The 26,355-nt window shown below is 69.2% G+C and carries 33 protein-coding genes; all 33 read right to left on the bottom strand.

All coding sequences use genetic code 11. From position 1 onward, the window contains the following. Positions 1–97: 97 nt before the first annotated feature. The 33 genes from ABD858_RS10230 to ABD858_RS10390 all read right to left on the bottom strand — a co-directional run bounded on the left by ABD858_RS10230 (position 98) and on the right by ABD858_RS10390 (position 26,316). On the bottom strand, positions 98–709 hold the full coding sequence (locus tag ABD858_RS10230; RefSeq protein ID WP_345035968.1) for a hypothetical protein: 612 nt from the start codon (positions 707–709) through the stop codon (positions 98–100). After that, the gene (locus tag ABD858_RS10235; RefSeq protein ID WP_345035969.1) at positions 706–1,071 is read right to left on the bottom strand and encodes a hypothetical protein; all 366 of its coding nucleotides are present in this window, start codon (positions 1,069–1,071) and stop codon (positions 706–708) included. The genes ABD858_RS10230 and ABD858_RS10235 overlap by 4 nt, the downstream gene beginning before the upstream one ends. A gap of 133 nt (positions 1,072–1,204) precedes the next feature. Beyond that, positions 1,205–1,405 (bottom strand): hypothetical protein, encoded by a 201-nt coding sequence (locus tag ABD858_RS10240; RefSeq protein ID WP_345035971.1) that lies wholly within the window; start codon positions 1,403–1,405, stop codon positions 1,205–1,207. 58 nt (positions 1,406–1,463) lie between these two features. Then, entirely contained in the window at positions 1,464–1,901 is a 438-nt protein-coding gene (locus tag ABD858_RS10245; protein ID WP_345035972.1) for a hypothetical protein, read from the bottom strand. A gap of 62 nt (positions 1,902–1,963) precedes the next feature. Further along, positions 1,964–2,425, bottom strand: a complete 462-nt coding sequence (locus ABD858_RS10250; protein WP_345035973.1) for a hypothetical protein — start codon at positions 2,423–2,425, stop codon at positions 1,964–1,966. Positions 2,426–2,478: 53 nt separating this feature from the next. Further along, a complete protein-coding gene (locus ABD858_RS10255) occupies positions 2,479–3,996 on the bottom strand; it encodes a DNA cytosine methyltransferase (RefSeq protein ID WP_345035974.1) in 1,518 nt (505 codons plus the stop codon). 63 nt (positions 3,997–4,059) lie between these two features. Then, complete coding sequence (locus tag ABD858_RS10260) at positions 4,060–4,470, bottom strand: hypothetical protein (RefSeq protein WP_345035976.1); 411 nt, start codon at positions 4,468–4,470, stop codon at positions 4,060–4,062. Further along, positions 4,467–5,129, bottom strand: a complete 663-nt coding sequence (locus ABD858_RS10265) for a hypothetical protein (RefSeq protein WP_345035977.1) — start codon at positions 5,127–5,129, stop codon at positions 4,467–4,469. Before ABD858_RS10265 ends, ABD858_RS10260 begins: the two co-directional genes overlap by 4 nt. A 29-nt stretch (positions 5,130–5,158) precedes the next feature. Continuing rightward, positions 5,159–5,305, bottom strand: coding sequence for a hypothetical protein (locus tag ABD858_RS10270; protein ID WP_345035978.1), 147 nt, complete (start codon positions 5,303–5,305; stop codon positions 5,159–5,161). Beyond that, positions 5,299–5,691: a hypothetical protein gene (locus ABD858_RS10275; protein WP_345035979.1), complete on the bottom strand. Its 393-nt coding sequence runs from the start codon at positions 5,689–5,691 to the stop codon at positions 5,299–5,301. The genes ABD858_RS10270 and ABD858_RS10275 overlap by 7 nt, the downstream gene beginning before the upstream one ends. A gap of 192 nt (positions 5,692–5,883) precedes the next feature. Then, positions 5,884–6,903 carry a helix-turn-helix domain-containing protein gene (locus ABD858_RS10280; RefSeq protein WP_345035980.1) on the bottom strand — a complete coding sequence of 340 codons (1,020 nt, stop codon included), beginning with the start codon at positions 6,901–6,903 and terminating at the stop codon, positions 5,884–5,886. A gap of 100 nt (positions 6,904–7,003) precedes the next feature. Then, entirely contained in the window at positions 7,004–8,146 is a 1,143-nt protein-coding gene (locus ABD858_RS10285; RefSeq protein WP_345035981.1) for a hypothetical protein, read from the bottom strand. Between the two features lie 119 nt (positions 8,147–8,265). Continuing rightward, positions 8,266–9,360, bottom strand: coding sequence for an AAA family ATPase (locus ABD858_RS10290; protein ID WP_345035982.1), 1,095 nt, complete (start codon positions 9,358–9,360; stop codon positions 8,266–8,268). Between the two features lie 29 nt (positions 9,361–9,389). Then, complete coding sequence (locus ABD858_RS10295; protein ID WP_345035983.1) at positions 9,390–9,740, bottom strand: hypothetical protein; 351 nt, start codon at positions 9,738–9,740, stop codon at positions 9,390–9,392. Between the two features lie 92 nt (positions 9,741–9,832). Next, positions 9,833–10,084, bottom strand: a complete 252-nt coding sequence (locus tag ABD858_RS10300) for a hypothetical protein (protein WP_345035984.1) — start codon at positions 10,082–10,084, stop codon at positions 9,833–9,835. Positions 10,085–10,171: 87 nt separating this feature from the next. Further along, complete coding sequence (locus ABD858_RS10305; protein ID WP_345035986.1) at positions 10,172–10,714, bottom strand: hypothetical protein; 543 nt, start codon at positions 10,712–10,714, stop codon at positions 10,172–10,174. A gap of 144 nt (positions 10,715–10,858) precedes the next feature. Beyond that, the gene (locus ABD858_RS10310) at positions 10,859–11,092 is read right to left on the bottom strand and encodes a hypothetical protein (RefSeq protein ID WP_345035987.1); all 234 of its coding nucleotides are present in this window, start codon (positions 11,090–11,092) and stop codon (positions 10,859–10,861) included. Then, the gene (locus ABD858_RS10315; RefSeq protein WP_345035988.1) at positions 11,089–11,451 is read right to left on the bottom strand and encodes a thermonuclease family protein; all 363 of its coding nucleotides are present in this window, start codon (positions 11,449–11,451) and stop codon (positions 11,089–11,091) included. The genes ABD858_RS10310 and ABD858_RS10315 overlap by 4 nt, the downstream gene beginning before the upstream one ends. Continuing rightward, complete coding sequence (locus ABD858_RS10320) at positions 11,430–12,335, bottom strand: peptidoglycan-binding protein (RefSeq protein ID WP_345035990.1); 906 nt, start codon at positions 12,333–12,335, stop codon at positions 11,430–11,432. The genes ABD858_RS10315 and ABD858_RS10320 overlap by 22 nt, the downstream gene beginning before the upstream one ends. Before the next feature lie 48 nt (positions 12,336–12,383). Beyond that, on the bottom strand, positions 12,384–12,704 hold the full coding sequence (locus tag ABD858_RS10325; protein ID WP_345035991.1) for a hypothetical protein: 321 nt from the start codon (positions 12,702–12,704) through the stop codon (positions 12,384–12,386). A 34-nt stretch (positions 12,705–12,738) separates the two neighbouring features. Next, on the bottom strand, positions 12,739–13,110 hold the full coding sequence (locus ABD858_RS10330) for a hypothetical protein (RefSeq protein ID WP_345035992.1): 372 nt from the start codon (positions 13,108–13,110) through the stop codon (positions 12,739–12,741). A gap of 11 nt (positions 13,111–13,121) precedes the next feature. Further along, positions 13,122–15,410, bottom strand: a complete 2,289-nt coding sequence (locus ABD858_RS10335; protein ID WP_345035994.1) for a hypothetical protein — start codon at positions 15,408–15,410, stop codon at positions 13,122–13,124. A 1-nt stretch (position 15,411) separates the two neighbouring features. After that, positions 15,412–16,500 carry a hypothetical protein gene (locus ABD858_RS10340; RefSeq protein ID WP_345035995.1) on the bottom strand — a complete coding sequence of 363 codons (1,089 nt, stop codon included), beginning with the start codon at positions 16,498–16,500 and terminating at the stop codon, positions 15,412–15,414. Continuing rightward, positions 16,500–17,429: a hypothetical protein gene (locus ABD858_RS10345; RefSeq protein WP_345035997.1), complete on the bottom strand. Its 930-nt coding sequence runs from the start codon at positions 17,427–17,429 to the stop codon at positions 16,500–16,502. The genes ABD858_RS10340 and ABD858_RS10345 overlap by 1 nt, the downstream gene beginning before the upstream one ends. A 13-nt stretch (positions 17,430–17,442) precedes the next feature. After that, positions 17,443–18,363 (bottom strand): phage distal tail protein, encoded by a 921-nt coding sequence (locus tag ABD858_RS10350; protein ID WP_345035998.1) that lies wholly within the window; start codon positions 18,361–18,363, stop codon positions 17,443–17,445. Beyond that, positions 18,363–23,180: a phage tail tape measure protein gene (locus ABD858_RS10355; RefSeq protein WP_345035999.1), complete on the bottom strand. Its 4,818-nt coding sequence runs from the start codon at positions 23,178–23,180 to the stop codon at positions 18,363–18,365. Before ABD858_RS10355 ends, ABD858_RS10350 begins: the two co-directional genes overlap by 1 nt. Positions 23,181–23,183: 3 nt before the next feature. Continuing rightward, the gene (locus ABD858_RS10360) at positions 23,184–23,369 is read right to left on the bottom strand and encodes a hypothetical protein (protein ID WP_345036000.1); all 186 of its coding nucleotides are present in this window, start codon (positions 23,367–23,369) and stop codon (positions 23,184–23,186) included. A gap of 143 nt (positions 23,370–23,512) precedes the next feature. Next, positions 23,513–24,127: a hypothetical protein gene (locus ABD858_RS10365; protein ID WP_345036002.1), complete on the bottom strand. Its 615-nt coding sequence runs from the start codon at positions 24,125–24,127 to the stop codon at positions 23,513–23,515. A gap of 16 nt (positions 24,128–24,143) precedes the next feature. Continuing rightward, positions 24,144–24,635, bottom strand: a complete 492-nt coding sequence (locus ABD858_RS10370; protein WP_345036003.1) for a phage tail tube protein — start codon at positions 24,633–24,635, stop codon at positions 24,144–24,146. Between the two features lie 156 nt (positions 24,636–24,791). Beyond that, positions 24,792–25,229, bottom strand: coding sequence for a hypothetical protein (locus tag ABD858_RS10375; RefSeq protein ID WP_345036004.1), 438 nt, complete (start codon positions 25,227–25,229; stop codon positions 24,792–24,794). A gap of 2 nt (positions 25,230–25,231) precedes the next feature. Next, positions 25,232–25,483 carry a hypothetical protein gene (locus ABD858_RS10380; RefSeq protein WP_345036006.1) on the bottom strand — a complete coding sequence of 84 codons (252 nt, stop codon included), beginning with the start codon at positions 25,481–25,483 and terminating at the stop codon, positions 25,232–25,234. Next, positions 25,480–25,917, bottom strand: coding sequence for an HK97 gp10 family phage protein (locus tag ABD858_RS10385; protein ID WP_345036007.1), 438 nt, complete (start codon positions 25,915–25,917; stop codon positions 25,480–25,482). The genes ABD858_RS10380 and ABD858_RS10385 overlap by 4 nt, the downstream gene beginning before the upstream one ends. Further along, a complete protein-coding gene (locus ABD858_RS10390) occupies positions 25,918–26,316 on the bottom strand; it encodes a hypothetical protein (RefSeq protein ID WP_345036008.1) in 399 nt (132 codons plus the stop codon). Positions 26,317–26,355: the final 39 nt, after the last annotated feature.

Consider the following 26,355-nt stretch of genomic DNA (forward strand, 5'->3'; position numbering starts at 1 on the left):
TTCCTTGTGGTTATATTTTATGTCATCGAGTGGCGAAGATCAACACCTATTGCGGAGAAACTCCACGCCTCGACCGCATATCCCCGCAGGTCAGCAGCTATCTCCCTGTCTCGGTGGCCTCCTGACGGCGGGCCAGAATGGCCTCGCGGTCGGGCCACTTCGCCTTGGTCAGCCGCGCCCGCTGCGCCGAGGGCAGCACGACCAGCGGAGCGCCGAGCCACTCCAGGCCCGCGACGCGCAGCCACCAGGCGTCGCACTGGTCCCCGCCCTTGTCGTCGGCGAACTCCACGCCGGCCGCCAGGTATGCGGCCGCGGCCATCTGCCCCTTGTCGGCACGGCCGTGGTCGCAGGCGTACGACTTCAGCGTGGCCGGCACCACGAGGGCGTACGGCACGCCCGCGTCGATGAGCTCGGCCTTGACGACGCCGTGGACGTGGGCGGTGATGCCGGCGGCCATCGCGTGCTTGGGCAGGTCCTCGATGACCGCGAGGTGCGGCCGGTGGTTGGTGATGGCGGCACGGATCTCGCTGCGGATGATGAGGAGGCGGCGGTCGCCGTCCGCCGCGCGGGTCTTGATCCGGCGGGTGGTGCCGTCGGGAAGGCACATGCCGGTGGAGGTCAGGGAGAGGTCAAGCCCGAGGACTCGAGGGCGCGGGCCCGCCGCCGACCATCCGGCCGGGGCGGGAACCTGCTCGGTGGTGGCGGTCACCGGCTGCCGCCCATCCAGTCGTCGGGGAGGGGTGGGCATTCCTCCAGCTCTGGCCACTCCAGGCGCTCGCCGTTGGTGTCGGTGTCCCCCGGCGGGTCGGCGGGCAGCTGCGCCGTGAAGAAGCGATCCACGAGCCCGGTGGGCTCGCAGCCGGCCACCGCGGCGAAAGGAGCGGCGCCCGTGAGGTAGGCGCGGCGCGGCAACCAGTGGGTAGCCGTCACCCACGCATGGGCGGTGTCCGTGTCGCAGCAGTCGAGCTTGCCGCCGGTCTCCACGGCGATCACATGGACGATGGCGAGGAAGGTGCGCTGCGGTGTGTCGGCTTGGTCCGTGGCGGCCGGAGGTATGGGCTCGTTGGTCATGAGGGCTCCTTGTCGGGCGGGGTGATCAGCTGGGTGGCCAGGACTTCGGCGCGGGCCAGGCGCAGCGCGAGCGAGGCTGCGCGGCCATGCGGGTGAGGGCCGCCCCCGCTATGTCCGGGGCGGCCGTCGTGCGTCACGAGCTGGCCGGGCAGCAGCCCCAGTGCACGGTCCGGCCGGTCAGGCTGTGGCCGTACTCGCCGACACCGGGGCACTCGGTGACCGCCGAGGTGTCGGGCTGGCAGGGGACGAGGTTGGAGTGGGCGTCCTTGCCGCAGCCGCAGCGGTATCCGGTCGGGTCATAGGCGAGCGGGTCGGGCGTGGTCTGGTCGGTCACGGGTTTCTCCGCTTGGGGTTGGGCCTGGGCCGCCCGCAGAGCGGCCCAGGTGGGGCGGCTACAGGTAGGGGTGCGGCTGGGCCGTGGGAGCGGTGCCGGCCACGTACTGAGAGCTGACCCATGCCAAGCAACCGATGGCCTTGCTCACGGTGCTCCGGTCGCCGTGCGCGATGGTGTGCCACAGAGCGAAGGCAGTCTCGTGGTCGTCGTTGGTGATGGCGGCGTGGAAGCGGGCGGCCCACAGTCGGCTGCGGCCGTTGTGGCTGGTGTCCAGGGCGAGGGCGGGATGGACCGTGAAGAAGGAGTGTTCGCAGGGCCGAGCGAGGCGCATGAGAGATGCCGAGGTTTCGGTGATCGCTACGGCTACCTCGTACTGCCCCTGGCAGTCGCGGCCGTTCATGAGGTTGGTGATGCGGCGTGCGGCGGCAGGCAGGTTGCGGCGGCCGATGTGGTGGACGGCCTGTTCGGCTCGCTGGATCTCGTCGTGCTGGAGCATGTTGGTGGTTCTCCAAGAGTGGGGGCAGGGCCCGGCCCCGGATGGGGCCGGGCGTGGGGTGTCTAGAAGGGGGGCTCGTCGCTCACGGGCCAGCTCGGACGGCGGGACCGGTGGGGCAGGGGCAGAACTCGCCAGGTGACGTTGGGCTCCCAGCACGGGCAGATGATCCACTCGGTGCCGTCGTACTCGCCGGTCTCGGGGTGGCCGTGGTCCTCGTTCCAGCCGCCCTCTCCCCGGCACTGCGTGCAGGCCGGACGGGGTGTGTCGGTGAGCACGAGGGCCGGCCGGTCCCAGCGGCCGTGCAGGCTGTCTGCGGTTGCGATCCTCAGGCGGAGGCGTAGCGGGATGATCCGGCCAGGGGTAAAGCAGGGGCAGTCGATGATGCCCGGGTGCCGTTCTGGGGGTCCGGCGTAGGTTTCCGAGGCATCGCCTGTCCCGCTGCACGACGCGCAGTCGGGGTGCGGCTCGTCCTGGAGCGTCAGGGCGAAGGGCCGCCACCTGAGGCGAGTAATCGGGAAACGCATCGGGGTCTCCAAGAGGGTGGGTCCGCCCGCCGAGGGGTGGACCCGAGGGGTGGTCAGGCGGTCAGGTTCAGCAGGTCTTCGCCGTAAATGGCCTCGGCGAGGGCGGAGACGAGGACTTCGGCAGCGGGCGGGGTGACGGCATTGCCGTACTGGCGGACTTGTTCGCGCCGGTTGCCGAGGACGGTGTAGTCGTCGGCGAAGGCCATGCCGCGGCCGATCTCGTCGGGGTTGAGCATCCGCAGCAAGCAGTCGTTGATGTCGATGGCGGGCGTGGGCTCGGTGGTGACCAGGGCGTGTCGGTCGACGGTGGTGACGGTGCCCATGGGGTCGGTGACGGGCTTGGCCTGGCCCTTGCCGTAGTAGGGGACGAGGAGGGCGTCGGTCTCGCGGGTGGTGCGGGTCCGCATCGGTTCGCTGACCGGCTGTGCCGTGTCGTTCCAGGTGCCACCGACCGGGACGAGCATGGGCGGGGTGACGAGGGCGTGGTGGGTGCCGGAGGCGGTGAAGGTGGCAAGCGGCTCGTCGACCCCGCGCGCCTTCTTCTCGGAGCCGCCGCCTCTCATCTCGGCGATAAACGGCAGGAACTCGGGGGCGTAGGCGATGCCGGTCTCGTTGCGTGTGGTGATGGTGCGCATCGGTGCTTCGTCCAGCGCCCACGGCTTCTTGCCTTCGCGGCCTTCCATGGGCACGGCCATGGGGCGGCCGGCGTAGCGGTCCAGCCCTGCCTGAATGCGCTGGAGGGTCTTCTCCGCGAGCGGACGGGAGCGGTCGCCGACGCGGGTGCCGAGGACGTTCCAGTCGATGGCGGCGGCTGCCGGAAGTACGGCCGGTTCGACGGTCTTGCCGCAGCCGGTGACGGGGCACACGTAGAGGTACTGGGCGCGGTAGCGGCCCCACTCGGCGCCCTTGAATGCCTGCTGGGCTGCGATGACCCCGTGGTCCGGGCAGTGCGCCTCGGGGCTGAGCCACTTCTCCCAGTTCGGTTCGCGGCCGATGCTGGCCAGCCAGTAGACGATGTACGCGCGGTCGCGGGATTGCGGGGCCTTGGCGGTGCCGAAACGCGGGCGCAGGTGCATGGAGTTGAGGTAGACGATGCGCATTTCGTAGCCGAGGGCCCGTATCGCCTGTGCCCATGCGTCGAACAGGATCCAGTTGCGGACGTCGACGACGTTCTCGGTGACGCCGCCGAGGACCGGCTTGCCGCGCAGGATCATCGCTTCGAGGTAGCGGGGGACGTCCCACATGGTGGCGCGGGAGCGTACGGCGGCGGCGTCGGGCAGGATCTCGCCGAACAGGTCGGGCTGGCGGTCGGCGTCGGTGCGTATGCCGCGGGCTATGGAGTGGTTGGTGCACTCGGGCGACGCCCACAGCAGGTCGGTGCGCGGGTAGCGGCGGAAGTCGATCTGGCTGATGTCGGCGCAGTCGTGCTGCACGGCCGGGAAGTTCTCCGCGTGGGAGGAGATCGCGAGGTCCCAGTGGTTCGCAGCGATCTTCACTTCGACACCGGGCACGCAGTGCATGCCCTGAGAGGAGCCGCCGGCGCCGCAGAAGAAGTCGGTGACGGTGAGCATGGTGGGTCTCCAAGAGGTCAAGTCCGGCCCGCCGCCTGGGCGGCGGGCCGGATCGGGGTGTTGCTAGGCGGCCTGCGCCGCAGTGGTGAACTTCCGGGCCTCGTTGAACAGGCCCATCGCCGAGCGGCAGCTGGGGCAGGGCTCTTCCCCGTAACTCCGGTGCTGGCGCCATCCGGTGTCGGTGCCGCACACGGCGCGCAGCTTGGACTCCTCCAGCTCGTCCGGGTCGACACCGGGCGCCTCGGCGTAGACGCGGCCGCTGATCCACAGCCGTCCTCCGGCAACACCGTCGAACGAGGACTGGGCGGGCTTGACCAGCTGGATGCAGGCGGCCCGGAAGGGGCAGAAGGTGCACGTCAGGAGCTCGTCGCCGGAGGCGAGCACGCGGGCCTGGTGGCTGGTGTTGCGGGTGCTGGGCGCGTGGACGAATTCCTCGCGGCCGCCGCACGGTGCCTGGTTGATCCAGGAGGTCACTGGTCGGCCTCCGGGTCGTATCGGTGGGCGACGGTCAGCGCGGTGACGGTGTACGGGGTGAAGCAGTTGCCGTTGTCGGAGGTGAACCACAGGTGCTCGATGGCGTCGTTGCCGCGGTTGGGCCTCCACAGGGGCTGGCCGCCGTCGAGTCCCGTGCTGTTGAGGAAGTCGTCCCAGCCGTGGGCTTGGGCTTCGCTGCGGGTGGTGTAGCGGCCGAGGGTGATCGTGCCGCGCTTGACGCGGTAGATGGTGAACTCGCCGGGGTCCGTCTCGTAGCCGGTTCGCCGTTCGGTCCACTCCGGCATCTCGAACTCGTCGACGTAGTGGGCGCCCCACTGGGCTCCCGGCTTGTCGTTTCGGGTCCAGCCGAAGGCCACCAGATGTCCGTCTTCGGGGTGCCGGGTGGTGTATTCGGCGCGGAAGGTGTGGACGTGCTCCGTGCCGCCGAAGACCGTCTGGAGCTCGTAGACGCCGCCTGCGCGCATGACCGTGGGCTCGCTCTCCAGCTCGGGCGCCAGGCCGTGCTCGGCCAGGCGCTCTGTCACCAGGTCGGCCAGGTGGTCGCGGGTTGCGTGCTGGGACAGGTCTGAGGTGGCTTCGCGGGTGTACTCAGTGATCGCAGTCAGGATCACGTGGTGCAGGTCGGGAGTCGTGGTCATTGCGGTCTCCAAGAGGTTGCAAAGGCAGTTCAGTTGGCGCGGTGCCGCGCGTGATGGCGGCCGCAGGTGGTGCAGCGGCGGACGGGGTCCCGTCGGCGGTCGACGGCGACGCCGACGACGAACGCGGCGAGCACGGCCAGGCCGAAGGCGATGACGATGAGCAGGGCGGTCAGCACCAGGCCACCCCCAGGCGGTCGAGGAGCTCGAGGACTGCACCGAGGAGCGGGCCGCGGTCGAGGCCGTTGGTGTGGTCGGGGCCGGCGTCGCTGGAGTCGTACAGGACCTCGTGGACGGTGGGGTTGTCCCGGTGATCGCGGGAGAGCACCCAGCCGTTGTTGGCGTCGGGGTCCATGGCGAGGCTGTGCTCGGACGCGAGGGTCAGGTGCGTGCCGTCGGGCAGGTCGGCGTAGATGACGAACTCGCCGCCGCAGGTCTCGATGTCGGTGGGGAGGCCGAACCGGCGCAGCGGGGTGATGACGCGGGAGTAGCGGGTCCACAGCAGCTGCCAGAGCGGGTCGTTGACCCGTCCGTGGTCGGGCATGGGCGCGGTGGCAACAGGCACAACATCCTCCAAGAAGGTTTCTGAACAGTACAGAGTTCTGGCCTATCTTTTCCAGAGGTGATCACCTTGCGGCGAGCGAGCATCGACGGGTCACCCATGCATGGGCTTACCAGCCAACCCCTCAACCTCTTAGTTATATCTTATGGCCATCTGTGGGGAAGATCAACACGACGTCACACAGTCGTGACCTGCTCACTCGCCCTGGCTGCGCCTGCAGCCTTCCTCAGGGCTCTGCTCCCGGCCCCGGCGCAGCGCCTCCCGCGCCGCCCACTTGGCCACATCAAGCTCGTCCGCCCTCACCTCGGCCCGCAGCTTGCGCATCTCCGACTCCTCGTGCCAGTTCTCCCACCACTGGCCGTTCGTCTCGCGTGCTGCCGCCTCGTTGGCACGCCGCTGCCGCTCCCTGGCTGCCCGCGGCGTCGTGCCGCAGGACCGACAGTTCGCCCCGGGACGGGTGCGGTGCTTCGGGCAACCGCTGGCCGGCGCCTGCTGGTTGGTCTCTGCGGGAGCGGGCTCCCCCGCGGCGTCAGCCGTGGGGGTAGGGGGGCTTGAGGAAGGAGGAGAGGAACGGAACGAAGGAAAGGAAGGGGTTTCCCCGGCGAAACCCTGGGGGTTGCCCCCGGGAAACCCTGAAGGTTCCCCCGGCGAAACCCTCGCCTCCTCGGTTGAGTCGCTCTCTTCAGGGTTCCCCTCGCGAAACCCTCGCTCATCCGCGCTGGTCGCGGCCTCACTCGCCGGAGCCTGGCTCTCCCCAGCCCCGTGGTCCGGGTTCCGCGCGGCTTCCTCAAGCTGCCGCTTCTGTATGTCCACGTACGTACGGGCCGGCGCGGCAGGCTTGCGCCGAGGCTTGTCCGGCTTGCGGGCCAGCTTCGGATTCGTGGGCCTTCGCCGGAGCTCCTGCAGCCGCTCGTCGAGCTGCTCGCGCTCCGGAGTGATGGGCACCCCGTCCGGGAAGATCCGGTAGGTGGCAGCGCGGCCGTCGCGCGCCGCGTTGACGCGCTCGATGAGCCCCTTGGCGACCAGGTGCGTCAGGACCGTGGAGACGCGTTTCTCGCCGACGCCGACCCATGCGACGAGGCGACGTTGGGTCGGTGTGGACAGCCGCGTGTCTTCGTCGGCGGAGTCGGCGAGCTTCATCAGCGCCAACTTCTCGGTGGGGTTGACGACCTCGGGCGGCAGGTAGGCGGCGGCGATCATCAGGCGGATGGACACAGGGACCTCTCGTGCGGTGCAAGGGTGGGGCGGGGCGGCTATGCGCCGCCGCGCCCCCGGACCAGGGCGCGGCGGCTCACGGTGGTGAAGGAGCAGGCGGTCAGGGCTGCTTCGCGGGCTTGACCTTGATGGCGCGCGCCGTCTTCTTAGTGGTCGCCCTCATCGGGACGCCGAGCCCGGCCTCCTTGAGCAGCGCCTCCATGCGCTTGAAGTCGGGGCCAGCCAGCTCGGGCACGTCCACCCCGAGCGCGTCGAAGCGGTCGATCATCGCCTGCTGGTCCACCTCGTCGACCGGGTTGCCGCCGGTCCACTTCAGCTCGTTCGCCCCGTACACGCCGGGCTTGGAGTCGTCCAGCATCGTGCGGGCCTTCTTCTTCAGGCGCTTGCCCTCGGTCTCCAGCTCGTGACCGCGCACGTAGTCGGCGAGCGCCGCCTCCCGGTCGGCATCGTCGTGGACGAGGACCGTTTGCACGGGCGCGCCCGGCACCCGGGGCTCACCCCAGCAGGCCGTGCGGAAGACGCAGTGGTCACAGATGGCGTCCAGGCCCGGCCCGTCGAACGAGCGGCGTGCCTCCTCCGGGTCGGCGCACTCGACCACCCGCTGCACCCACCAGCGGGCCCGCGTTGCCTCCATGGGGTCGAAGGGGAACTCCTGGATGTGTTCTTCGCCGTTGTCGCGGTTGACGAAGCGGAACCGGATCGCCTGCACGTCGATCGGCCCGAGACGGGCGAGGTACCGCTGTCCGGGCTTGTCCTCCCAGCCGACGGTGCGCAGCAGGTCCGCGTACAGGTACACCTGCCGCAGCTCGGCCTCCGAGGCGCCGTAGCGCAGCACCCGGTCCCACACGTAGGTGGACTTGGTCTTCACGTCCTCCACCGTCACCACAGACGCGGGGGACTTCGGGCGCAGGCGCTTGGGCAGCCGGGCCGCGGTGACCTCGTCGATGTGCACCGCGTCGATGTGGCCGCGCACGTCCGCGCCGACGACGCTGGTCTCGATCAGCCAGCCGTGTTCCTCCTTGGCGGCGGCGAGCAGGCCCTCGTGCGCGTACGTACCGAGGATCGCTGCGCGCTTGTCGCTCGTGTCGGTCGGCTCGGTCCCCGCCAGGATGTACGCGGCGCGGCGCTCACACACCGTGTCCGAGGCGCCGAGCTGGCGCTGAAGGGATCGGGGGCGTCTCGCGTCGATGGCGTGGGCGGCCGGCCACAGGGACGGCGTGCTCTCCACAGGCTGTGCGGTCATCAAGGTCTCCAAGAGGTCTTCCAGATCCCCGGCACCCGAGGGGGCACCGGGGCTGCGGGGCCGCCCTCAAGCGGCCCCGCAGCGGCGGTGCATGGGTGGTCAGCTGCTGTAGGGGGCGGTCATGCCGCGTCCTTCTCGGCCTTGGCCGCGGCGGCGGCGCGCAGCTTGGCGGCCGGGTCGTCGGCGAGTGCGTCGTCGGGGCCCTTGCGCGGGTGCTCGATGTCGGTGACGCGCTGGGTGATGGCGGCCTGCACGGTGGCGGCCTCTTCGCGCGTCAGGCCCGAGTCCTCCGGCCGGGTGGCATGCCACAGCGCGGTCAGGGCGCCCTTGTCCTTGGCCTCGGCCACGCGGTCCAGCCACGGCTGTACGCGGTCGCCTGCGAGTGCGGGCATGACGCGGGGCTGCGATTCGACCGAGCAGCCGAGCCCGTCGAAGACCAGGCCCTCGATGGTGAAGTCGGGGACGGTGAGCGGCTGTCCGGGGCGCACCTGCAGCTTGAGCGAGCGGGCCTTGATGACCTGGGGGTGCTCGTCGCGCTTGAGGCGGACCCACACCGTTGCGTCGTAGCCGAGGTCCTTCTGTGCGCTGACGCGCCAGTCACGCAGCACGCGCCCGCGGTGGTCCTTCACCGGCTTGCCGTCGTCGCCGATGGCGGTGATCTCCTTGCCGCGGGCGAGGAGGACGACGATGCCGGAGAAGGTGCGCAGCAGGTACATGACGCGCTGCCAGCGTTCGTTGGCGTCGTTCCACAAGTTCATGGGGACGTCGATCTCGGCGTCCGGGTCACGCTGCAACAACTCGGCTCCGCGCTTCGAACGGCGGGCGCGCTCGTGCGTCCAGTTCGTCAGCATCCGCCACAGCGCGGAGGCGGAGTCGATGGTGAGGACGACCGGGGGCTCCTTGGCGGCGGCAGCTCGGCGGGCCTCGGCGTGGACGGCTTCGATCTGCTCGAGGATGTCGCGGTAGGTGCCGTCGTGGTCGATGATCAGGTAGTCGGCGCCGGGGATGGCGGCGTACTCGTCGGCGCTGCCTTCGTCGAGGTCGATCCAGTACATCTGGCCGATCCGCTCGGACGCGCTGAACAGCGCCGCACCGTAGGTCTTGCCGCTTCCCTCCTCGCCTTCGATCAGGACGAGCGGCCAGGGCACGATGCCCGTGGGCTTGCGGGTCTTGAGCTTGGGGCCGGCCGGGCGGGCCGGGGTCTGCTTGCTCAAAGCTCTCTCCAAGAGGCGTTCATGACGGGTCAGGCTGCGCGCAGGGCGCGCAGTTCGAACAGGCCGCTCCACTCGGGGTGGCGGTCGACGATCAACCGCACATAGCGGGAGCGGTAGTTGTTGTTGAGCCGGAACTCGTCGCCGCGGGTGGCCTCGCCGTAGCGGTAGCGCAGGAGCTCGAAGAGCATCCCGATGCCGATGCGGGTGAAGCCCTTGGCGATGGCGTCGCGGGTCAGGCTTTCCAGGTGGCGGAGCACCCAGGGGTTGAGGTGGTGGAACGCCTCGAACTGGGCCTGGATGGACTGGCCGGGGACGTTGGCCGGGGCGACGAGCGGCGCAATGTCGTCGAGGCCGGGCAGCGGCTGCGCAAGGTGGGTCACGACTCCCCCAAGGTGTGTAGTTGTTCCCCATACTGTTCTGACCTACCTTTCGATCGCAAGATCCTTCCGGGATTCGCGAGGAAGGGGTGGATTCAGAGAAGGCGCAGATGGCGCCGGGAGGTGCGCTTCGCGCAGTCGGCGAAGTGATGGTCACTGCTGCCGCAGATGCAGGGCTCGACGCGGTTGACAGAGGCGATACCGTCGAGCGCGGCGAGGAGCACGGTGGCACGCCGGGGTGCGCCACCGGTCTCGACGTAGACGCGGAGTGCGTCGGTGAAGATCTTCAGGTCCCAGCCGGTGACGGCGGCGAGCGGGCGGCCGTCGGCCTGTTTGGCGATGCGCATGAATCCCCCTTCAGGATCCCCTGTTTGGATGGTTATATCTTATAGCAGGGGGGTGGGGAAATCCACTGTGGAGACCGGAGGTTGGTCCTACTTAGCGGCCCGTCCGCGCGGAAGAATGCATGAGCCCGGGCCCTCGTACCGCCGCTCCCGGATGGCCGCCTCGACCTCGGCGTCCACAACCCAATCCTTGGTGCGCGACTTCTCTCGGAGCGCCGGCACCACGTCTGCGACGAAACGGTCCAGCAGCCACAGCGGCGCACCGGACACACGCCGGTCCGCCTCGCCGAGCTGCCCCTTGCTGCGGTACATCGCGCCGGCCTGGATGCGCGTCACGTGCAGCAGCTCGGCGATCTCCTGAAGCCCGACCAGCGGCGGCACCTCGGAGACGTCGTCCGCCCAACGCCCGTGCTCCTGTTCCGCGATCACCGCCTTCAGCGCCGCCTCATCGGGTGCGCCGGCGTGCCGACGAGCCTCGGCGAGCGGCCAGTACGCCTTCCCCGAGATGATCACGGCGTTGCTGTAGTCGATGTGACCGCGCTTGACCCACAGCGACACCTGCTGCGGAGCCACCCCGCACACGGCCGCGAACTCCTGCGTCCCCGCCAGGTAGGGGATCACCTCATCTGACATCCCGCACCCCTTTACTGTTCGACAACGCACGAGTGAATAAAATATAGCCGCCGTGGTGGGCATGGCAGGGCCAGTCGCGCTACGCTGGAGGCCTCCAAGAGGTCGAGGCCCCCACCAGCGGTGGGGGCCTCGCCGTCTTTCCGTCTACTTCGCGTCGTACGCCGGGGGCTTGGCGTAGCCGAGCAGCCACCCGAACCGCGGGCTGGCGTGCTCCTCCGCAAGCCGGAACAGCGCGTAGTAGACGACCGAAACCACCGGGGTCAGGACCCCGGTCAGCGCACCCTCGTCCAGGTGCAGGCCCCAGGCTGCTCCGACCGCGATCAGCCAGCCGACCAGCGCCGGCACCCCGGTACGGATCAGCGACACGTACAGATTCACTTCCTTGCTCCTTCTCGTGGCCCCGCGCCGTCGTAGGGGGCCGCATGGCCCTGGGTAAGCAGGTCGTCGTTCAGGCAGGTCATGGAGCCGCTGTAGACCCGCGCCAGGAGGCGCCCGTACTTCTCGCGCCGCTCGTCGGTCTCCACGGACACCGCGCCCTCGGCGCGCTCCACCCAGTCGCGAGTGAAGGCCTCCGCTGTCCCTCCGGCCTCGGTGCCGCGCTCCGGGCAGTTCAGGCCGAGGAGCCGCACCCGCTGGTGCAGCAGCAAGCCGAAGCCCAGACGGAGCTCCACGTCCAAGGTGTCGCCGTCCACTACCTCGAGGACACGGGCCGGGATCAGCTCCACAGCCGCCGCCACGTCTCCGGGCCCGGGTAGCCGTCCGCGTCCAAACCGGTCCAGCCCTGGGCGCGCTGGAAGTCGGCTACGTTCAGCCGGTCCGCCTCACCCCAGGTTCGGGACGGGCCCACCCGGTAGTGCCTGCCGAAGCCCTTCCTCACCAGATGCTTGCCGAGCAGCAGGATCGACTCGTTGGACTTGCCCGGCCCGAACGCCTGGGCGCCGGGGTAGGGCGGCGGTATCGGCTTGGGCGTCGAGGGCTTCGCCGGCGAGGTGCCGCTCGCGGGCGGCTTGGCTCCGCCCGTCTCATCCTCCTTGATGAGCTTGGCGACACGGGCCCGGAAGTCGTCCATGGAGAAGCCCCTGGGGTCGATCTTGCCGGGCTGCCACTCCAGGTGGCCGATCACGGACCGCTCACTCCAGCCGTGCTCGCGGCACAGCGCGGCCGCCCAGCGTGCCGCGGCGTCCAGTTGCTCCTCCGGCCACGGGTCTACACCGTCGCCCCGGTTGATGAGCTCGGCACCGTAGAAGTGCGGGTTGCCGTCAGCGGTTGCGGACCGGTCGGCGGGGAGGATGGTCTCGGCCTTCACCGCCGCGAGTACGCCCGCGTCTCCGCGGCCAGCGTGGTTGGCACGGCCCCAGCCCACCAGGTGGCAGGTACCTTGCTTGTCGATCACGCTGTGGCACAGCGGGCCCGGAAGATCCGAACGGCCGTTGTAGCACATGCCGACCATCTGGGCCTGGGACGAGTACGGGCCGGTGTGGTGGATGATCACGCCGTACACGGGGCCCCACGGACCCATGTGGTTCCGGTTATGCGTTTCCCACGAGTTGACCTCGACCACATCCATGCCTGCGGCCCGTAGGGCGGACAGGGCGCGAGTCGCTGTCAGAGGTGTTGCCATCGGGCGCTTCCAGCTTCTCCCCCGCGCCTGGTGATGGTGAGACTGAGCCTACAGTCCGAGCTTGGCAACGATCGCGGCCACAAGGACCCCCACAACGATCGGCGAGATCAGGGCTGTGAGCGCCAACCGACGGACAGCACGCGCGTCTTGGGCCTCGGACTCCCGTGCCCGCTTCACCTCGGCAAGGTCGTCCTCGATCGCCTTGAGCCGGATATCGTCGGTGCGCCGATCCGCGTCGTACTCAATCTTGGTGACCATTTCGGCAAGGCGTGCCGTGAAGGCCGCGAAGTCGGCGCGGAGATCGTCGCGCATCTGCTGCATTGCTCGCAGCAGTTCCCACGGGGTGGGGTCCTGGGTCGGCGCGGTCACGTCGCTCCTCCACACAGCAGCCCCACGCCACCGATCAGTCTACGGACAGTCCTTGCGCAGGCTGCTGCTGCGGGCGGTGTCCGCAGGCCCAGTTCCACAAGCGGCGAACAGCGGCGAGGACCAGCTCGTCGGTGACCGCATTCGGTGCAGCGTCCGGGTTGGCCGGGTCGTAGGCAGCCTCGGCAGCTGCGGCCACGGCCGGGTCGGCCGCGACGGCCGGCGCGTATCCGGCAGACGCGAGGTCCGGGTTGTAGACAACGAGGGCCAGAGACTCTCTCAGCCAGTGTCCATCGGTAGCGGGATCCTCCGCGAAGACTTCGCGGGCGACGTTTGCGCATCCCATGTGCACTCGGGTCTGGAATCCTTTGTGTGCGGCGAGGCTGTGCATGAGGGAAAGGGCGGGCATCAGGGCTCCTTCTACTTGGTGTAGGTCACGCGGAGTTTCGGCGCGTACGTTTCTCCGTAGCCGCGAGCACGGCCGTAGTAGGTGCTGGAGGAGCTGTTCGGGTCGAGAGCGATACCCCGCCAGGACGTGGAGTCGAATATGGCAGTGATGTCGACCCACTTCCCAACGTTCTTCCCCCAGTCCACCGTCTGAGACTCCGCATCACAGGAGAACGACGACGGGCGGGACGTGTGCTTGTGGGCCTTAATGACGGCCTTTCCGCCACTGTTGTAGAACCAGTGATCGAAGTACAGAAACACCTCCGCCTTGATGATCGTGGCCCCTGACAGGTCGGTGGCCAGCGACGACGGAAACCCAATCAGTGATGCCTGGATTCCGTTCCCAGAGCTGTAGTAGCCCTGGTAGCACTTGTTGCCCCAGTTGTTGTTGTACGAGCTACGTTTCGAGTACGAACCGGACCATGCCGCGCTATATGTCTTCTGGTATTTCTGCGGTGGAGGTATGGAACTCGCGCCGCCGTTGTTGAACACGCCGGTCTCGGGGAGAGACGGACCAATGTCCTCGACATAGAACATTCCTCGATACGCGCTTGCGCCGAGCATCTTCAGAGTCTGACCAGACGGCCCGTTTTGATTCCTGAAGGAACAGAGAACCCGGTGCGTTCCTGCGCCCCAGAGCGATCCGCCTCGCACGTCTTCCATGCGGACACGGGTAAGCAGATTGGACATCGGGTAAATGGCCGACTGTACCTGTGGTGAGGACAGGGTTGGCGCCGCTGCGCCCCCGTCGCGCAGATAGAGGACGGCGTCGCCACCGACGGCGGAGGCGGAGGCGTAGCAGTCCAGGACCACGCGGTACAGGCGGGCGGGGTCGGCGGTAAAGGCCAGCTCAAGCAGGCCCATCTCTGTGTTCGTGGTCGTCACGGAAGTGGACAGCAGCCTCCATGCGACGATGCCGCGGCTGGAGTCGGCGAGAAGCGTCTCGATGGGGTCGCCGCCAACCGTCAGGCGGCCGGCAACCGAGAGGTCCGCGAAACCTGCGGCGCCGCGGTCGTCGATGGTGGCAACGGGCACGCCATCCGTGGACAGGGTCAGGTATTGGGGGCGGCCGGTGACCAGGGCGACAGCTTCCTCACCGTCTGCGTCGAGCAGGCGCAGACCCGCGGGTGATATCTCGGCGCTCCCTCCGGCGGTCGAGGAGGACAGCACTGGGCGGCACTCGATGTTGTCCCACCAGGCCGCGCCGGTGGCCGCCGCGGCGCCAGCCCTGGCGCGAAGTTCAAGCGCGGCGTAGGCGGCACCGTTCGGGGCGAGCACTTGGCCGGACATTCGGCGCCAGGTGTTATCGGGGGTGGGCTGGTCCACCGAAACGATGCCGTCGCCGCCGAGCGGCTGCTTCGCTGCGTCGTACCAGCGCATCTGGAGGCGGAGGCCTCCGCCCACGTAGTCGCTTGTGACCTTGTAGTCGCCGCCGAGCCAGTACCTGTCGCCGGCGGTGATGGGCATCATGCCGTAGCGCAGGTAGCGGTACTGGTTTGCGGAAAGATTTCCGTCCAGCCAAAGGGCGTTGGATGAACCGTTGCCGCCGGACTTGACCGCCACTCCGTCGACACCTGCGATGCGTTCGGCCATCAGGCCTGTCTCGAACGAGGGGTCCGGAATGATGTTCCCGTTCGCGCCGAAATAGAGGTGGTCGACCGTAACCTGACCGGCTTTGATCTTCGGGCCGGTGACCGCCGCCTGGGCAAGCTTGGTGTCGGTGACGATCCCGTCGGTCAGGTCGTCGCCGTTCGCCTTCCGGGCGGCTGCGGGCACTGCGGCAGACGGAGTGCCTGGAGTGCCGGACGTATTCACCGCAACGAGCCGGACCCATACGTTGTCGTACGAGGCAAGGGCGATCGTGACCGAGGCGCCGGAGGCAGCTTCGATGGTGGTGGTGGGCCAGCGCACGTCGGGCATACCGATGTCATCCGGCAGCAGGTGCACCTGTACCCGAGCGAGGTCCAGCGGCGCAGCCGGAGCGTCGGCGAAGGCGCCGTCCCAGGTGATTTTCAGCCCGGCAAGCGACGGCTCCACTAGTGGATCGGTGGGCATGGGTGGCGGCGGCCCGTTGACCGCAATGACTCCTGTGGTGCCATCGGGCTGCTGACCGACGATGCCCCGGATGCCTCCGTCTTCGTCATGGATCTCGATCGCGCCGTTTTCGATCGACGAGTAGGCAAGCTGGGCGGTGCGCGAGGTGCGAGCGAGCAGTCGCTCGACCTGGGCCAGGCGCGCGGCGAGATGGGCGAGGGTGGTCACATCAGCCTCCGTAGGTGAATCGGTCGGCGCGCTGCAGCTGCACCACTGCCTGCTCCTGCTCATCACCCGTAGGGGGTTTGAGTTGCCAGCCGACGATCCGACCCCAGCCGTCGAACTCCGACCACTGGTCGTGGACGCGGACGCGGACGTCATCTCCGATCTGCCATGAGCCGATCCGGGCCGCGGGGTGGTCGCGGACGACGATCTCGGTGACCTCGCCGATGACCTGCCGGGCGGTGCGCTCCGTGCGGGCACGGGTCGCCAGCCGGTCGTTGCCCTTCTCCGAGGGGAGCTCGAGGAGGTGTTCGAGGCGCAGCCGACTGTCGCGGACTGCGTCGATAGCGCGGCGGCGGCTGCGGCCCTCCCCCGCGCCGAGCGCGACGACGACCTGCGCGTAGCTGTCCGCGTCGTACTCGACTGCAACCGTCTTGGCGACGTTGATGCCGGACGTGAAGCTGATGTCCGTACGTCGTGTCCCGAGGCGGGGCCACCCGATTCGGACCCGAGTGGCCGGCTTGCCACCAGTCCAGGCAACCGACTCGGTCCATTCGGGGGCGGACTCGACCGCGGTCATGTCATCGATGACCTGGCCGAGGGTTGGCGCCTCCCACCAGTCGACGGAGTACGGCTCGGCAGTCGTGCCCACGGTGGCCTTCGACGTGGTGGAGTCGACGACCACCCTCAGGTCGCCGTCCGGCTGCTCCTGGCAATACGCCCACACATCACGGATGACCTTGCAGGGGTCGGCATTGACGTAGGGCCCGCGGCCGTTGAGGTTGCCGTGGAGGTCATGGCGACGGTGCGGGTAGGAGCCGACACCGGCTGCCTCGACGCGCAGCTGCTGCCCTTCCGGGTCAGCGCGCCACACGATGCCGCCCCACAGCAGGGTCCCGTCGCGCTCCGAGAAGATCAACGTGTTGCCCGGGTCGAGTTGGGCGCGCGCCAGGTGGGCCAGACGCGGCTCGACGACCGCGGTCAAGCTGCCGGGGCCGTTCAGTTCTGGGCCGAACTCGACACCGCTCAGGGGCAGGTCCCAGGCCAGGATGTCGCCGGTCAGAGCGTTCTGTGTGAGGTATCGGTAGGACGGCATCAGATGACGCCCTCGGTGAACTCCACGTCGCAAATGAACGTCGTGGCGCCGTCCACGGCCAAGTCGCCTGTCTCAGACTTGTACATGTACGTCTCGGTATAGACGGGGACCGTGGTTCCGCGCAGGGACGCAGGTATGGCCAACGAGTCGGCGAACACCACGGTGTTGCGGCGGAAGCCGCTGCCCTGGTCGTCGTCAATCGCGATGTGCTGGCCCGCGGTGGTGCCGATGACATTGCGTATCAGGGCGAAGACGTTCGCACGGCGAAGGGACAGCCCGGTGATGGTCGTGACGATCTTCGCTGTAGCAGCCCACGGCGGTACGGCGATGTTCCAGCGGGCGTTGGTAGGCCAGACGTGCCATTTGTTGTCGGAGTAGCCGAGGGTGGACGACGCTGCGGGGAAGGCGGTGTTCAGCGTCCGCTCGCGCCGGGGGTTGGCGATGACCCGAAGGTCCTTGATCATGGCGTCGGTGATGGTCGCCGTTTGGGCGGGAATGTCCAGGCGGGCCAGCGGTACGGCCGTCATTCCGGCCGGCGCGGCCGTGGTCGTTGCCGAGACGCCGCTAATCACATGGAAGTAGCCAATGTCCTGCGTGGCCGGGTTCCTGGTTCCCTCGTACTCGGGGTCCTCCATGCGCAGCACCAGCAGGTCGGACCGGGCCGCGGCGCCGGTCGGTGCGATAGGCACGGTCGCGTCGCCGACGTTGTATTGGGTGTAGGAGCCCTGACCCCAGGCCGCGCCGCGCACGACTGCGGAGCCGTCGCCGACGCGGACCCCGGCTCCGGGGGTGGCCAGCTGCCGCACCTTGAGGTCGTTGCCTTCGGTCACGCCCTGTGAGCCACGAGACATGTCGCGGATCATCATGCGCAGCGCGCGGGCGGGGTGGGTGCCGCCGTGGACCATCAGCGGGGGCTGGATCAACGCCATTGGGGTGTGCTCCTTACAGGGCCGTGTACGCGTCGCGCCATGAGACGGACAAGCGTGCGGTGTTGGTGTAGTCGGTGGCCGTCCAGCGCAGCTCCGAGCGGCGGGCGGGGGCATCCGGCTCGGTGCCGGGGATGGTGAAGAGGTCCAGCCGGGAAGCTGAGGTGAGGGCGGCGGAGGCGTTGCCGGATCCGTTGCGCAGCACCCAGCGGGTACCGGGCCGTGTGTCGATCTCGATGCGCTCGCCTTCCCCAAGGGTGAGGGCGAGCTCCAGGACGCGGCCGGTTTCCACGATCCAGACCCGCGGATTGGTGACGGGCCCGGTGATCGTGATCGTCGGCCAGGCAGGAAGGTCACCAGAGTTGGTGACCCAGCCAGGGCGCTCCTGGGGGTCAGCGACGCCGGTCGTGATCGGGGCGACGAGCGGGGCCTGGAAGCCCTGACTGTCCTGGGAGACATCCAGGGGCAGGACAAGGGTCTGCTGCACATCGTCGTAGAAGCGTGGGTCGGTAGCGGCGAACTCCAGCTCGAGGGGGATCCAGCCGAAGATGCTCTGCGCCGTGCTGATTGCGTCGGCGCGGCGGATCCGCCCGTACAGGCGCCGCACGCCGCGGCCGGGCCAGCGCAGCCGGAGTACGGCCAGCTTGCCGGCGGTCTTCCGTATGGACGGGGTGCTGGCTACTTCGTGCAGCCGCGCCAGTGCATCGGCGGCCGCGCTGGGGTCGCCGGGGGTGCGGATGGCGGCTTCGATCCGGACGACGCGGGGCCGGTAGTAGTCGACGCCGGGAAAGGCACCGTCGTCCGTTGGGTTGTCGACGTCCTGGGTGCGTAGCTCAGGCGCGCCCAGTCCCACTACGTCGGAGACCACGTAAGGGGTGCCGGGCCCTAGGAGTAGCCCTGCGAAGTCGATCTGGTAGTCGGTGGTGAGCGTGGCCATCAGATGCGGCCTCCTCGCTGGGCGTTGCGCAGGCGACGCATGATCTCCGTGCCCACGGAGTCGGCGGTGGTCTGGTCGGCGGCGCCGTTGACGGTGACGGGCATGGAGCCGACGAGCGCGGCGGGCTGTTCGCGTACGACGACGACCTGCACGGCGCCGGCCGGGCGGGCGTCGACCACACGGGCCGGGCTGGTGCCTGCCGGGGTGAGGCGGTAGCCGAAGCGGCGCGCGACGTCCTCGAGGACGGCCGTGGCCGAGCTTCGCTTTGCGCCGCCGAGCGGGATGAACGCCTCGCCCTGCGTCTCGGGCTCAGCAAAGCGGACGAGTCCGTTGCTGGTGGCGTAGATGCCGGGGGTGAGGATGCCGCCGGAGGCATAGGCAAGGCCCTTGTTGGCCTTGGCGAGATCGGCGAGGAACTTCGTGCCCTTGGTGCCAAGTGCCGACTTGATGCGCGCGTAGGCCAGGTTGGCGATCTCGATGATGTGGTCCTCGTCCAGCTTGGTCGCCTCCGCGACCTCGTGGATGCCGGTCTTGGAGTTCTTGACTGCGGAGATGATGGCCACCAGGTCCGGCAGGTCCGAGTCCGGCAGCACCTTGTTGGCGCTCTTCGCTGCTTCGTTGGCAGCCTTCGCCTTCGACTTGTTCTTCACCGCCTCAGCGGCCAGGTCCTCGGCGTCAGCGTCGCCCTGCTCGGCAAGCATCTTCGCCAAGTCGCCGTAGCCGGATGCGGCAAGCCGCGCGAGGTTCTGCTCGAAGGCCTGCTGGTCCTTGACCGCGGCCTTGAGTTGGCTGGTGTAGGAGCCGAGCGAGGCCTTCGACGCCTCGGCGAGCGCCCGAAGGTCGGCGGCCATGGCCTTGATGTACTTGGAGCTGCCCGTGGCCATCTTCCGTGTCAGCTCGATGCCGTCCTCGCCCATGTCGGCAAGCGCGTCGGCGACGTCCTGGCCGGCGCGGCGGGCCACGGTGTCGAGGTCCTTACGCCACTGCCGGGCCTTCTTCACTGCCTTGTCAAGGTTCTTGCCGAACGCGGCCAGGCTGAACTTGCCCTTCTTGTCCTTCGAGTCCGACGCCAGGCCGGAGAGGCTGAACAGCGAGGGCGCTTCGTAGTTCCAGCCGGTCAGGCCGCCGTCGGCGTACCACCGGATGCCCTGGCCGCCGAGCCTGCGCACCGTCTCCTCGGCGATCGCCCGGGACCTGGTCCGCTTGCTCGGCGCGAGCGGGATGTAGCTCTCGCCTCCCGTTTCGGGCTCGGCCCATACCCGCCAGTCGCCGGGACGGGCGATCTGTGCGACGTGGTGCTCTCGCCGACGGATGCCGCCGCTGGCGAAGAAGTCGAGGACGCTGCCGTTGGCCTGCGGTCGCTGAATCGAGTCCGGGGTGCCGTTGGCGTCCTTGTCCCACCCTGTCCGCTTGAAGTAGATGGGGACCACGATGGGCGGCGGCTGGTTCGCGGTCACACTGACGGTGATGGACTTGCTTCCGGGGATGTTGTTGACGGACACCCCAATCGCGTTGAGCTGTGCCTCGACGGCTTGCATGTCGCCGGACAGCAGCGCCGAGGTGAGCGCGGAAGCAGCTGCCGAGCCCTTCTCCCGGGCGACCTGGGCGATGAGATCGAGCATTCCCGACCACTCAGTGTTCGCCTGCTGCCCGGCCGTCTGGAAAGCGGCCACCACCTGCGAGAGGTCGGGTGCGCTGATCGGTGTGTCCGCGCCCCACACCGCCTGCAGCTGGGTCATCGCACCTTGCACGTCGCCGTCGAGCAGGGCCTTCTTCAGGACGAGGGCCGCGTCCTTGCCCTTTCGCTGGGCCACCTGGGCGATCAGGTCCATGCCGCGGTCGAACTCGTCGCGCGCCTCATGGCTGGACTGCTTCACCGCCCGGCCGATGTCCAGCAGCGCCATCTGCTGTGTGATCTTCGCGAACTTGGACGGGTCGTTGGTCTCCGAGGCCTCCGCCCAGGCCCGCGCGGTCTCATCGCCGTACCGCGCTGCGATCGCAGGCAGCTGCTCCAAGCCCAGCCGGTATGCCTCCGTGGAACGGGCCGCGTCCTCCTGCACGATCGCCTGCATCTCGTCCGCGATCTGCGTCTTGCCCTTCTTCAGATCGGTGACCAGCTCGGCAAGCATCGGCGCCGACTCCACCCCGAGATCCGCGAAGTGATCGACGAGCGGCGAGTAGCCGGCCAGGGCCAGCTCGGAGAGGTTCTTCTGAAAGTCGCGCTGCGACTCGACCTGCTTGCGCAGCTCCTCCATGTAGCCGCGCAGGGAGACCTTCGCGTCGTCGGCGTCCTTGCCAGCCTTGCGCATCGCCTCTCCGGCGGCGGACTGGGCGTCCTTGAAGGCCCGGGAGGGGTCCACGGCGTCACCGACGGCCTTGGCGAGGGCCTCCATCTCCTTCGTGTACTGGGGGGCGCCCTTCTTGTCCTTGGGCAGGAGCATGTCCAGGTTCCACGCGCCGCCCATCACCGACTGCTGCTCGCGGATCTTCGCGTCGACGATGGCCATCTGCTCTGCGATCGCGGCTTCCTGCTTCACCGCGTCCGACCAGATCTTCCGCCGTTCCTTGAGGACGTTGCGCGCGTTACGCGCGTCCGACAGGGCCCGTTCCTTCTCGTCGGGCGACAGGCCAGGGACGAGCCCCAGACCCTGCCTGTTCAGCTGGTCAGCCTTGGCGTACAGGGCGTCCAGCTGGGCCCCGCCGCTCGTGATGGCTTCGACCGCCTCGTCCACGTCGGCGCCGATGGCCTTCATGTACTCCGCGAAATTGCCGCCCGTCAGCTGCTCGGTCAGCTTGCGGATACCCGCACCGGACTCGCCTTCCTCCCGCTCCGCCTTCAGCGCGGCCACCAGCTCTTCGGTGGCGTCCTTCGCCTTCTGCTTGGACGCGCTGTACGCCGCGTAGCCGAGCGTGCCGACCGCCAGCAGGGCAGTCAGACCGGAGACGGCCAGGCCCGCGCCGGACAGGACCGCCGGCAGCACCGCACCGCCCGACCGCGCCGCAGCGAGCTGCGTACGGAACGTCGTCAGCTGTGCCCCGACCTTGATGAATGCCGCGCGCATCAGCAGCGCAGCGGCGCCCAGCGCCGTCGTCCATCCGATGAGCGACTTCATGGGGCCCGGCAGGTCGTTGAGCGCGCCCGCAACGACGTTCATGACCTCGCCGACCGCCTTCAGCGCGGGCAGCAGCGCCCTGCCGAGGTCGATGCCGAGCGCCCGGGCCTGGTTGGCGAACAGCTGCCACTGCCCGGACGTGGTGTCCATCTGGATCTCGTATGCCCTCTGCGTAGCGCCGGCCCGCTCGACCTCGTTGGCGATCCCTCGGTAGGTGTCTGCGTAGTTCTTCCCGTCCGCTGCCGCGAGCGCCAGGACCGCGCGTACAGCGCGGATGTCCTTAAACATGCCGGTGATCGCCTCGGCGGAGCCCTTGGTGACCCCGTTGAGCTTGTTGATCACCACATAGAGGCCGTCCTGCTGCACCGCCGACGCCGTGGACTCGTAGCCGAGGCCCTTGATCGCCTCCCGGAGCTCCGCGGTCGGCTTCATCAGCCGGGTCATCAGCATGTTGAGCGCGGTGGCGCTCTCGGCGGCCGGGATACCGGCCAGCGTGATCGCGGCCAGAGCGGAGGAGAGGTCGTCAAACTCGACGCCGGCCGCGGCCGCCATGGGCACCACGTCGCCAAGCTGTTGGGCGAGCTCTTCGAACGAGATGACACCGAGGTTGACGGTCTGGAACATCGTGTCCATCACGTCGCTGGCCTGCGAGGCGGGAACACCGTACGCCTTCAGGACACCGAGCAGGGCGCGGGCGCTGGTCTCTGATGTGGTGAGGCCGGCCGCCGCGCCCTGTGCCGCGACCTCGAGGATGCTCATCGCCTGGGCGCCGTCGAACCCGGTGGAGACGATCTGGTACAGGCCCTGGGCGAGCTGCTCTGCGGTCTGCGGCAGCTCAGTGGACAGTCGAACGATCTGGTCAGTGAACGACGCGACGTTGTCGCCCGTGATCTGCTGCGAGATCGTCATGACGTTCGCCATCTCCCGCTCCAGGGCGATGGCGTTGGCGACGCCGAGGCCGAGCACCGCGGCAAGGGCGACACCGGCCTGCGCGGAACGGGCGGCGCTGGCCTGCCGGGCGGCGGCCACTTCTTCTTCGGCTCGCCGTACCGTGCGCGCCGTAGTGGCTGCGGTGCGGGTTGCGCGCTGCTGTGCATCGTTCCGTGCGGCAACCGCGCTTGCCGCACGGGCTTCCGCGTCCGCGAGGCCGGTGGAGGTGCGGGCGGCGAGCCGCGTCGCGCGGGCCGCTGCGTCCGTGGCCGCGGCGGCCCGCAGCTGCGCGGCGGCCGTGCCCTGCGTGTACTGGCCGGAGATCGCCTGCGCGCGTGCTGCGCGCTGTGCCGCCGCCGCGGCGTTCGTCGCGCCGCGGGCCTGGGCTGCCTGCGCGGCAGCGGTCATGCGGGCGGCGTTCGCGTGGGCGGCGGCGGCGCTGGTCGCGGCCGTCGCCTGCGCGGCCTGGGCGCGGGCCGTGAGCGTCGTCGCGATCTGCTGGGCGCGCTGGATGCGTGTCACCGCCTGCTGGGCCGCTGCGGCCTGCTGGGTCGCGCGGGCGACGCGGCCCTGCGCGGCCACCATTTGTGCGGAGGCTGTCTGCTGGGCGGCGGCCAGGCGCTGGGTTGCGGCCTGCATCTGCCCCAGGCGCCCAGCAGTGCCGGCGAGCTGGCCGTCGAAGGCCCGCAGTTGGCCCGCCGACTGGCGGAGCCCGGCGGCGAGCGGGCCCGTGTTCGCCATCAAGTTGACGTACAGGTTGTAGCCGGAGGCCACGCGCTACCTCTCTCTGGGCCGCAGCCCGATCTTCACCCCGCGCCCCTCGGCCCCCTCGGGAACCTGCTCCTGCTCCATCGCGATCAGCTCGCACCCTGGGCAGCGGTGTGTCTCCGAGACGTACGCGAACCGGTCTCCGCCTGCCTGCTCGTCCCACTCGGCGGCCCTGGTGCCGCACCCCTCGCACATCGTCTTCGTGTAGGCGAGGTAGGCCAGCGCCTTCGCGCGGTCCAGGGCCGTCCACCGTCCGTCACCCGCCCCGAGGAACTGCGAGTGCGGGATGCCGTACGCCGCGCACAGCTCCAGCTCGGCGCGGAACGCGGCGTCGGTGATCAGCCTTTTCCCAGGTCCGCCCTCAGCGTCTGGTTCACCAGCAGTGACATCGTGAACAAGGCCTTCGCCTCGGAGTCCGGCCAGGCGTCGAGCAGCTCCTGCGCCTCCTCCTCGCTCATCCCCTCGACCGGTCGGCCCTCCTGATCCCGCTCAACATGGCAGGCCGAGATCAGCGCAGGGGGAAACGTTTCGACGTTGTACTCCATGCCGGCGTCGGCCTGGGCCTCGGTCGGCGGGTGCTCGCGCAGCAGCTGCTCCCAGGCAGGCCTGGGCAGCGCGCGGAACGTCAGGGTGAGCGTGGCCTCGGCGAGTGCGCGCTGCGCGTCGTCGAGCGCGCCCGTGGCGGCCAGGACCTCGGGGTGGGCCTGCACCCAGTCCTCGCGTTGCTCCTCTGGCACGCCCAGTTCGATGGAGGCGGCCTGCGCCCGTGTGCGGGCCTTCGCCAGGTCGAGCGAGGCCTCGGTGACTGCCGTCTTCGCCGCCGGGTCGTCGCAGATCGACAGCGTCCGCTCCGGCAGCTTGCGGGCCCGCAGCCGCGCCATCTTGGCCGCCCAGTGGGCGTCCTTGGCGACGGCGGCGGCCGGAGGCTCAACAGTGGTGGAATGCATGGACATGCGGCACCCTCCCCGCTCAGGCGCCGGCCGTCGGCACGGCGGCGTCGAGCGTCGGCAGCGCAGTGATCGCGAAGGACACCTTGAACTTCGCCGGCTCGGTGCCCGTGGTGTAGCTCGGGCTGCGGGAGCCGACCCGGACCGGGAAGATGTCCATCGACTTGGAATCGGGCTGGTCGCCCTTGCGGAGGATCACCACGAAGCCCTCCGTGTTCTTCGACAGGAGCGTCTCGATCGTGTCCCCGGTCTTGTCTTCGTAGAACGTCAGCGCGGAGTTCTCGGCCTTGTCCTCACCCGGGATGTTCGAGGTGAACGCGGACCCCATGTCAGGGGTGTCGATCGGGGAGTTCTCCAGGCCGAAGCCTTCGATGTCGGAGATGGCGCCGGACAGGTCGGTTCCGTTGGCGGCGCCGAGCTCAGTGCGGGTCGGGATGTTGGTCTCGGCCGCGATGGCCTTGAGGAAGTAGAACTTGGTGACGCCGCGGCGCATGAACCGCTGGGTGGTAGCCAAGTGGGTGGTCTCACTCTCTGGGGACCCTGCCTCCGAGAGTGGCGCGCGCCGGAGGCCCGTCCCCGACACGTCGCACGTCATACGACAGGGGATGCGGCCCGTACCGGTGCTGGCCGGGCGTCCGCGAGGGGCCTCCGCGGTGAGGTAGCAGTGACGTCAGGACCCGAGAGAGGTCACCGTGAGGACGTACCGCTGCACGTAACTGTATACGCCGCTGCTGACGGAGACGCCTTCCTCCTTGTCCAACTCCCGTCCGATGACGGCACATCCAGTCACGGTGATCGCATTCGCGTACCCGCCCACCGTGGTGCGGGCCACCAGGGCGGCACGGACCTTGTCGGCCATCCACTCCGCCTGCTCGGCGGTTGTAGCGACCGAGGTCACCTGCAGCAGGACGCGGGCATCCGCGTCACCATCACCGAACACCGGCCCGGAGGTTGTGATGCCCAGCGGGTACAGCACGCTGTACGGCACCGTGGCCCCGGTCGGTGTGCTCGTCGCAGTGGGGGCGGTGCCGTAGCCGCAGGAGCGGCCAGTCGCGGTGGCGAGCATCGTCTGCACCGCAAGCGATACCACTCGCCCTGACACCGGCATGGTTACTCCTCGTCCTGGGTAATGCGGCTGGCGATGACGTCGGCCTCTGTGTCGTGCAGTGCGTAGCGCAGCATCCCCACCCGGTCCCACACCGGCAGGTCTGTGGGCGAGGACCCCAGCAAGAGCCCCAGCGCGCCGTCCTCGTCCACGATTTCCGCGACGAGGATCATCCGGGACAGCAGGCCATAGCCGTGCCGGTCCAAGACATCGGCGATCGCCGTGTGCAGGTCGCTGGCCAGGTCAGGCGCAGTCATGAGCCGTCACCGATCGCGTCCGCGAGCGCCGTGACGAACAAGGGCCTGATCTCCTCCACCGCCGGGCCGACGTGCGGGAAGGGCGGCTGATTGAAGACTCTTCCCAACGAGTCAGCCCCCACGAAGCCGTACTCCAGCCGCCTGGCCTGGGGCTTGTTGGTGCCCACGGTCGCGGTGACGGTCACGCCATCGGTCGAGACCTCGTGCGCCCAGCTGCGCCGGTAGTCGCCCGTGGGCGCGTTCGGCCCCGGCCTGCCGGAGGCCTTCGCCTTGATGCGGGTCTCCAGCAGCATCGCGTAGTGCTGCACGACCGCTGTGGCCTGCGGGAGCGTCAGTGCGGCCCGAGCATCCAGCGCCGCGGCGATCTGCACCGCATTCGAATAGGCGCCGGCCAGCGGGTGCGCGTTCGGATGCGGGTTCAGCGGCGAGACCATCTACAGGCCCCTCTCCTCGGGGATGGGCGGCTCCTTGCCGAGTGCCCACTCGGTGAGCTGGGCGAGCATGGCTCGCGTCAGCTCGTGCGGGCCGCCATCTTGCAGGTCATGGCGGGCGAGCGCCGCCTTCTCCAGCTCGGCCGCGTCGATCGCCGCCAGGAACGCGGCGGCGGCCTGGCCGGGGTCCGGCTGCTCTCCGACGACGACCCACGCCTCCCCCTCGAACACACTCTGTGCCGTGGTGCTCGGCGGCAGCTCCACCAGCAGCTGGGGAAACTGGCCGGCGACGTGGGTGAGGGCATAGGCCGCGACCGACGACGTCAGGTCATGGCCGTCGACCTCAAGTAGGTTTCCGGGCCCGCCTCCGGGCCCGTTCGTCTGGATGCGGACCCGCCGCACCCCTGAGGCTGAGGTAGGTGCAGAACTCTGATGTGTTAT

Source organism: Streptomyces sannanensis, from assembly GCF_039536205.1.
Classification (GTDB): domain Bacteria; phylum Actinomycetota; class Actinomycetes; order Streptomycetales; family Streptomycetaceae; genus Streptomyces; species Streptomyces sannanensis.

Coding starts and splice junctions, on each gene's coding strand:
- ABD858_RS10250 (WP_345035973.1), bottom strand. CDS start 2,425: ATGCGTTTCCCGATTACTCGCCTCAGGTGGCGGCCCTTCGCCCTGACG.
- ABD858_RS10305 (WP_345035986.1), bottom strand. CDS start 10,714: ATGTCAGATGAGGTGATCCCCTACCTGGCGGGGACGCAGGAGTTCGCG.
- ABD858_RS10320 (WP_345035990.1), bottom strand. CDS start 12,335: ATGGCAACACCTCTGACAGCGACTCGCGCCCTGTCCGCCCTACGGGCC.
- ABD858_RS10285 (WP_345035981.1), bottom strand. CDS start 8,146: ATGACCGCACAGCCTGTGGAGAGCACGCCGTCCCTGTGGCCGGCCGCC.
- ABD858_RS10265 (WP_345035977.1), bottom strand. CDS start 5,129: ATGACCACGACTCCCGACCTGCACCACGTGATCCTGACTGCGATCACT.
- ABD858_RS10245 (WP_345035972.1), bottom strand. CDS start 1,901: ATGCTCCAGCACGACGAGATCCAGCGAGCCGAACAGGCCGTCCACCAC.
- ABD858_RS10345 (WP_345035997.1), bottom strand. CDS start 17,429: ATGGCGTTGATCCAGCCCCCGCTGATGGTCCACGGCGGCACCCACCCC.
- ABD858_RS10375 (WP_345036004.1), bottom strand. CDS start 25,229: ATGCCGGTGTCAGGGCGAGTGGTATCGCTTGCGGTGCAGACGATGCTC.
- ABD858_RS10330 (WP_345035992.1), bottom strand. CDS start 13,110: ATGCCCGCCCTTTCCCTCATGCACAGCCTCGCCGCACACAAAGGATTC.
- ABD858_RS10360 (WP_345036000.1), bottom strand. CDS start 23,369: ATGTGCGAGGGGTGCGGCACCAGGGCCGCCGAGTGGGACGAGCAGGCA.
- ABD858_RS10350 (WP_345035998.1), bottom strand. CDS start 18,363: ATGGCCACGCTCACCACCGACTACCAGATCGACTTCGCAGGGCTACTC.
- ABD858_RS10385 (WP_345036007.1), bottom strand. CDS start 25,917: ATGGTCTCGCCGCTGAACCCGCATCCGAACGCGCACCCGCTGGCCGGC.
- ABD858_RS10255 (WP_345035974.1), bottom strand. CDS start 3,996: ATGCTCACCGTCACCGACTTCTTCTGCGGCGCCGGCGGCTCCTCTCAG.
- ABD858_RS10235 (WP_345035969.1), bottom strand. CDS start 1,071: ATGACCAACGAGCCCATACCTCCGGCCGCCACGGACCAAGCCGACACA.
- ABD858_RS10340 (WP_345035995.1), bottom strand. CDS start 16,500: ATGCCGTCCTACCGATACCTCACACAGAACGCTCTGACCGGCGACATC.
- ABD858_RS10300 (WP_345035984.1), bottom strand. CDS start 10,084: ATGCGCATCGCCAAACAGGCCGACGGCCGCCCGCTCGCCGCCGTCACC.
- ABD858_RS10365 (WP_345036002.1), bottom strand. CDS start 24,127: ATGTCCATGCATTCCACCACTGTTGAGCCTCCGGCCGCCGCCGTCGCC.
- ABD858_RS10380 (WP_345036006.1), bottom strand. CDS start 25,483: ATGACTGCGCCTGACCTGGCCAGCGACCTGCACACGGCGATCGCCGAT.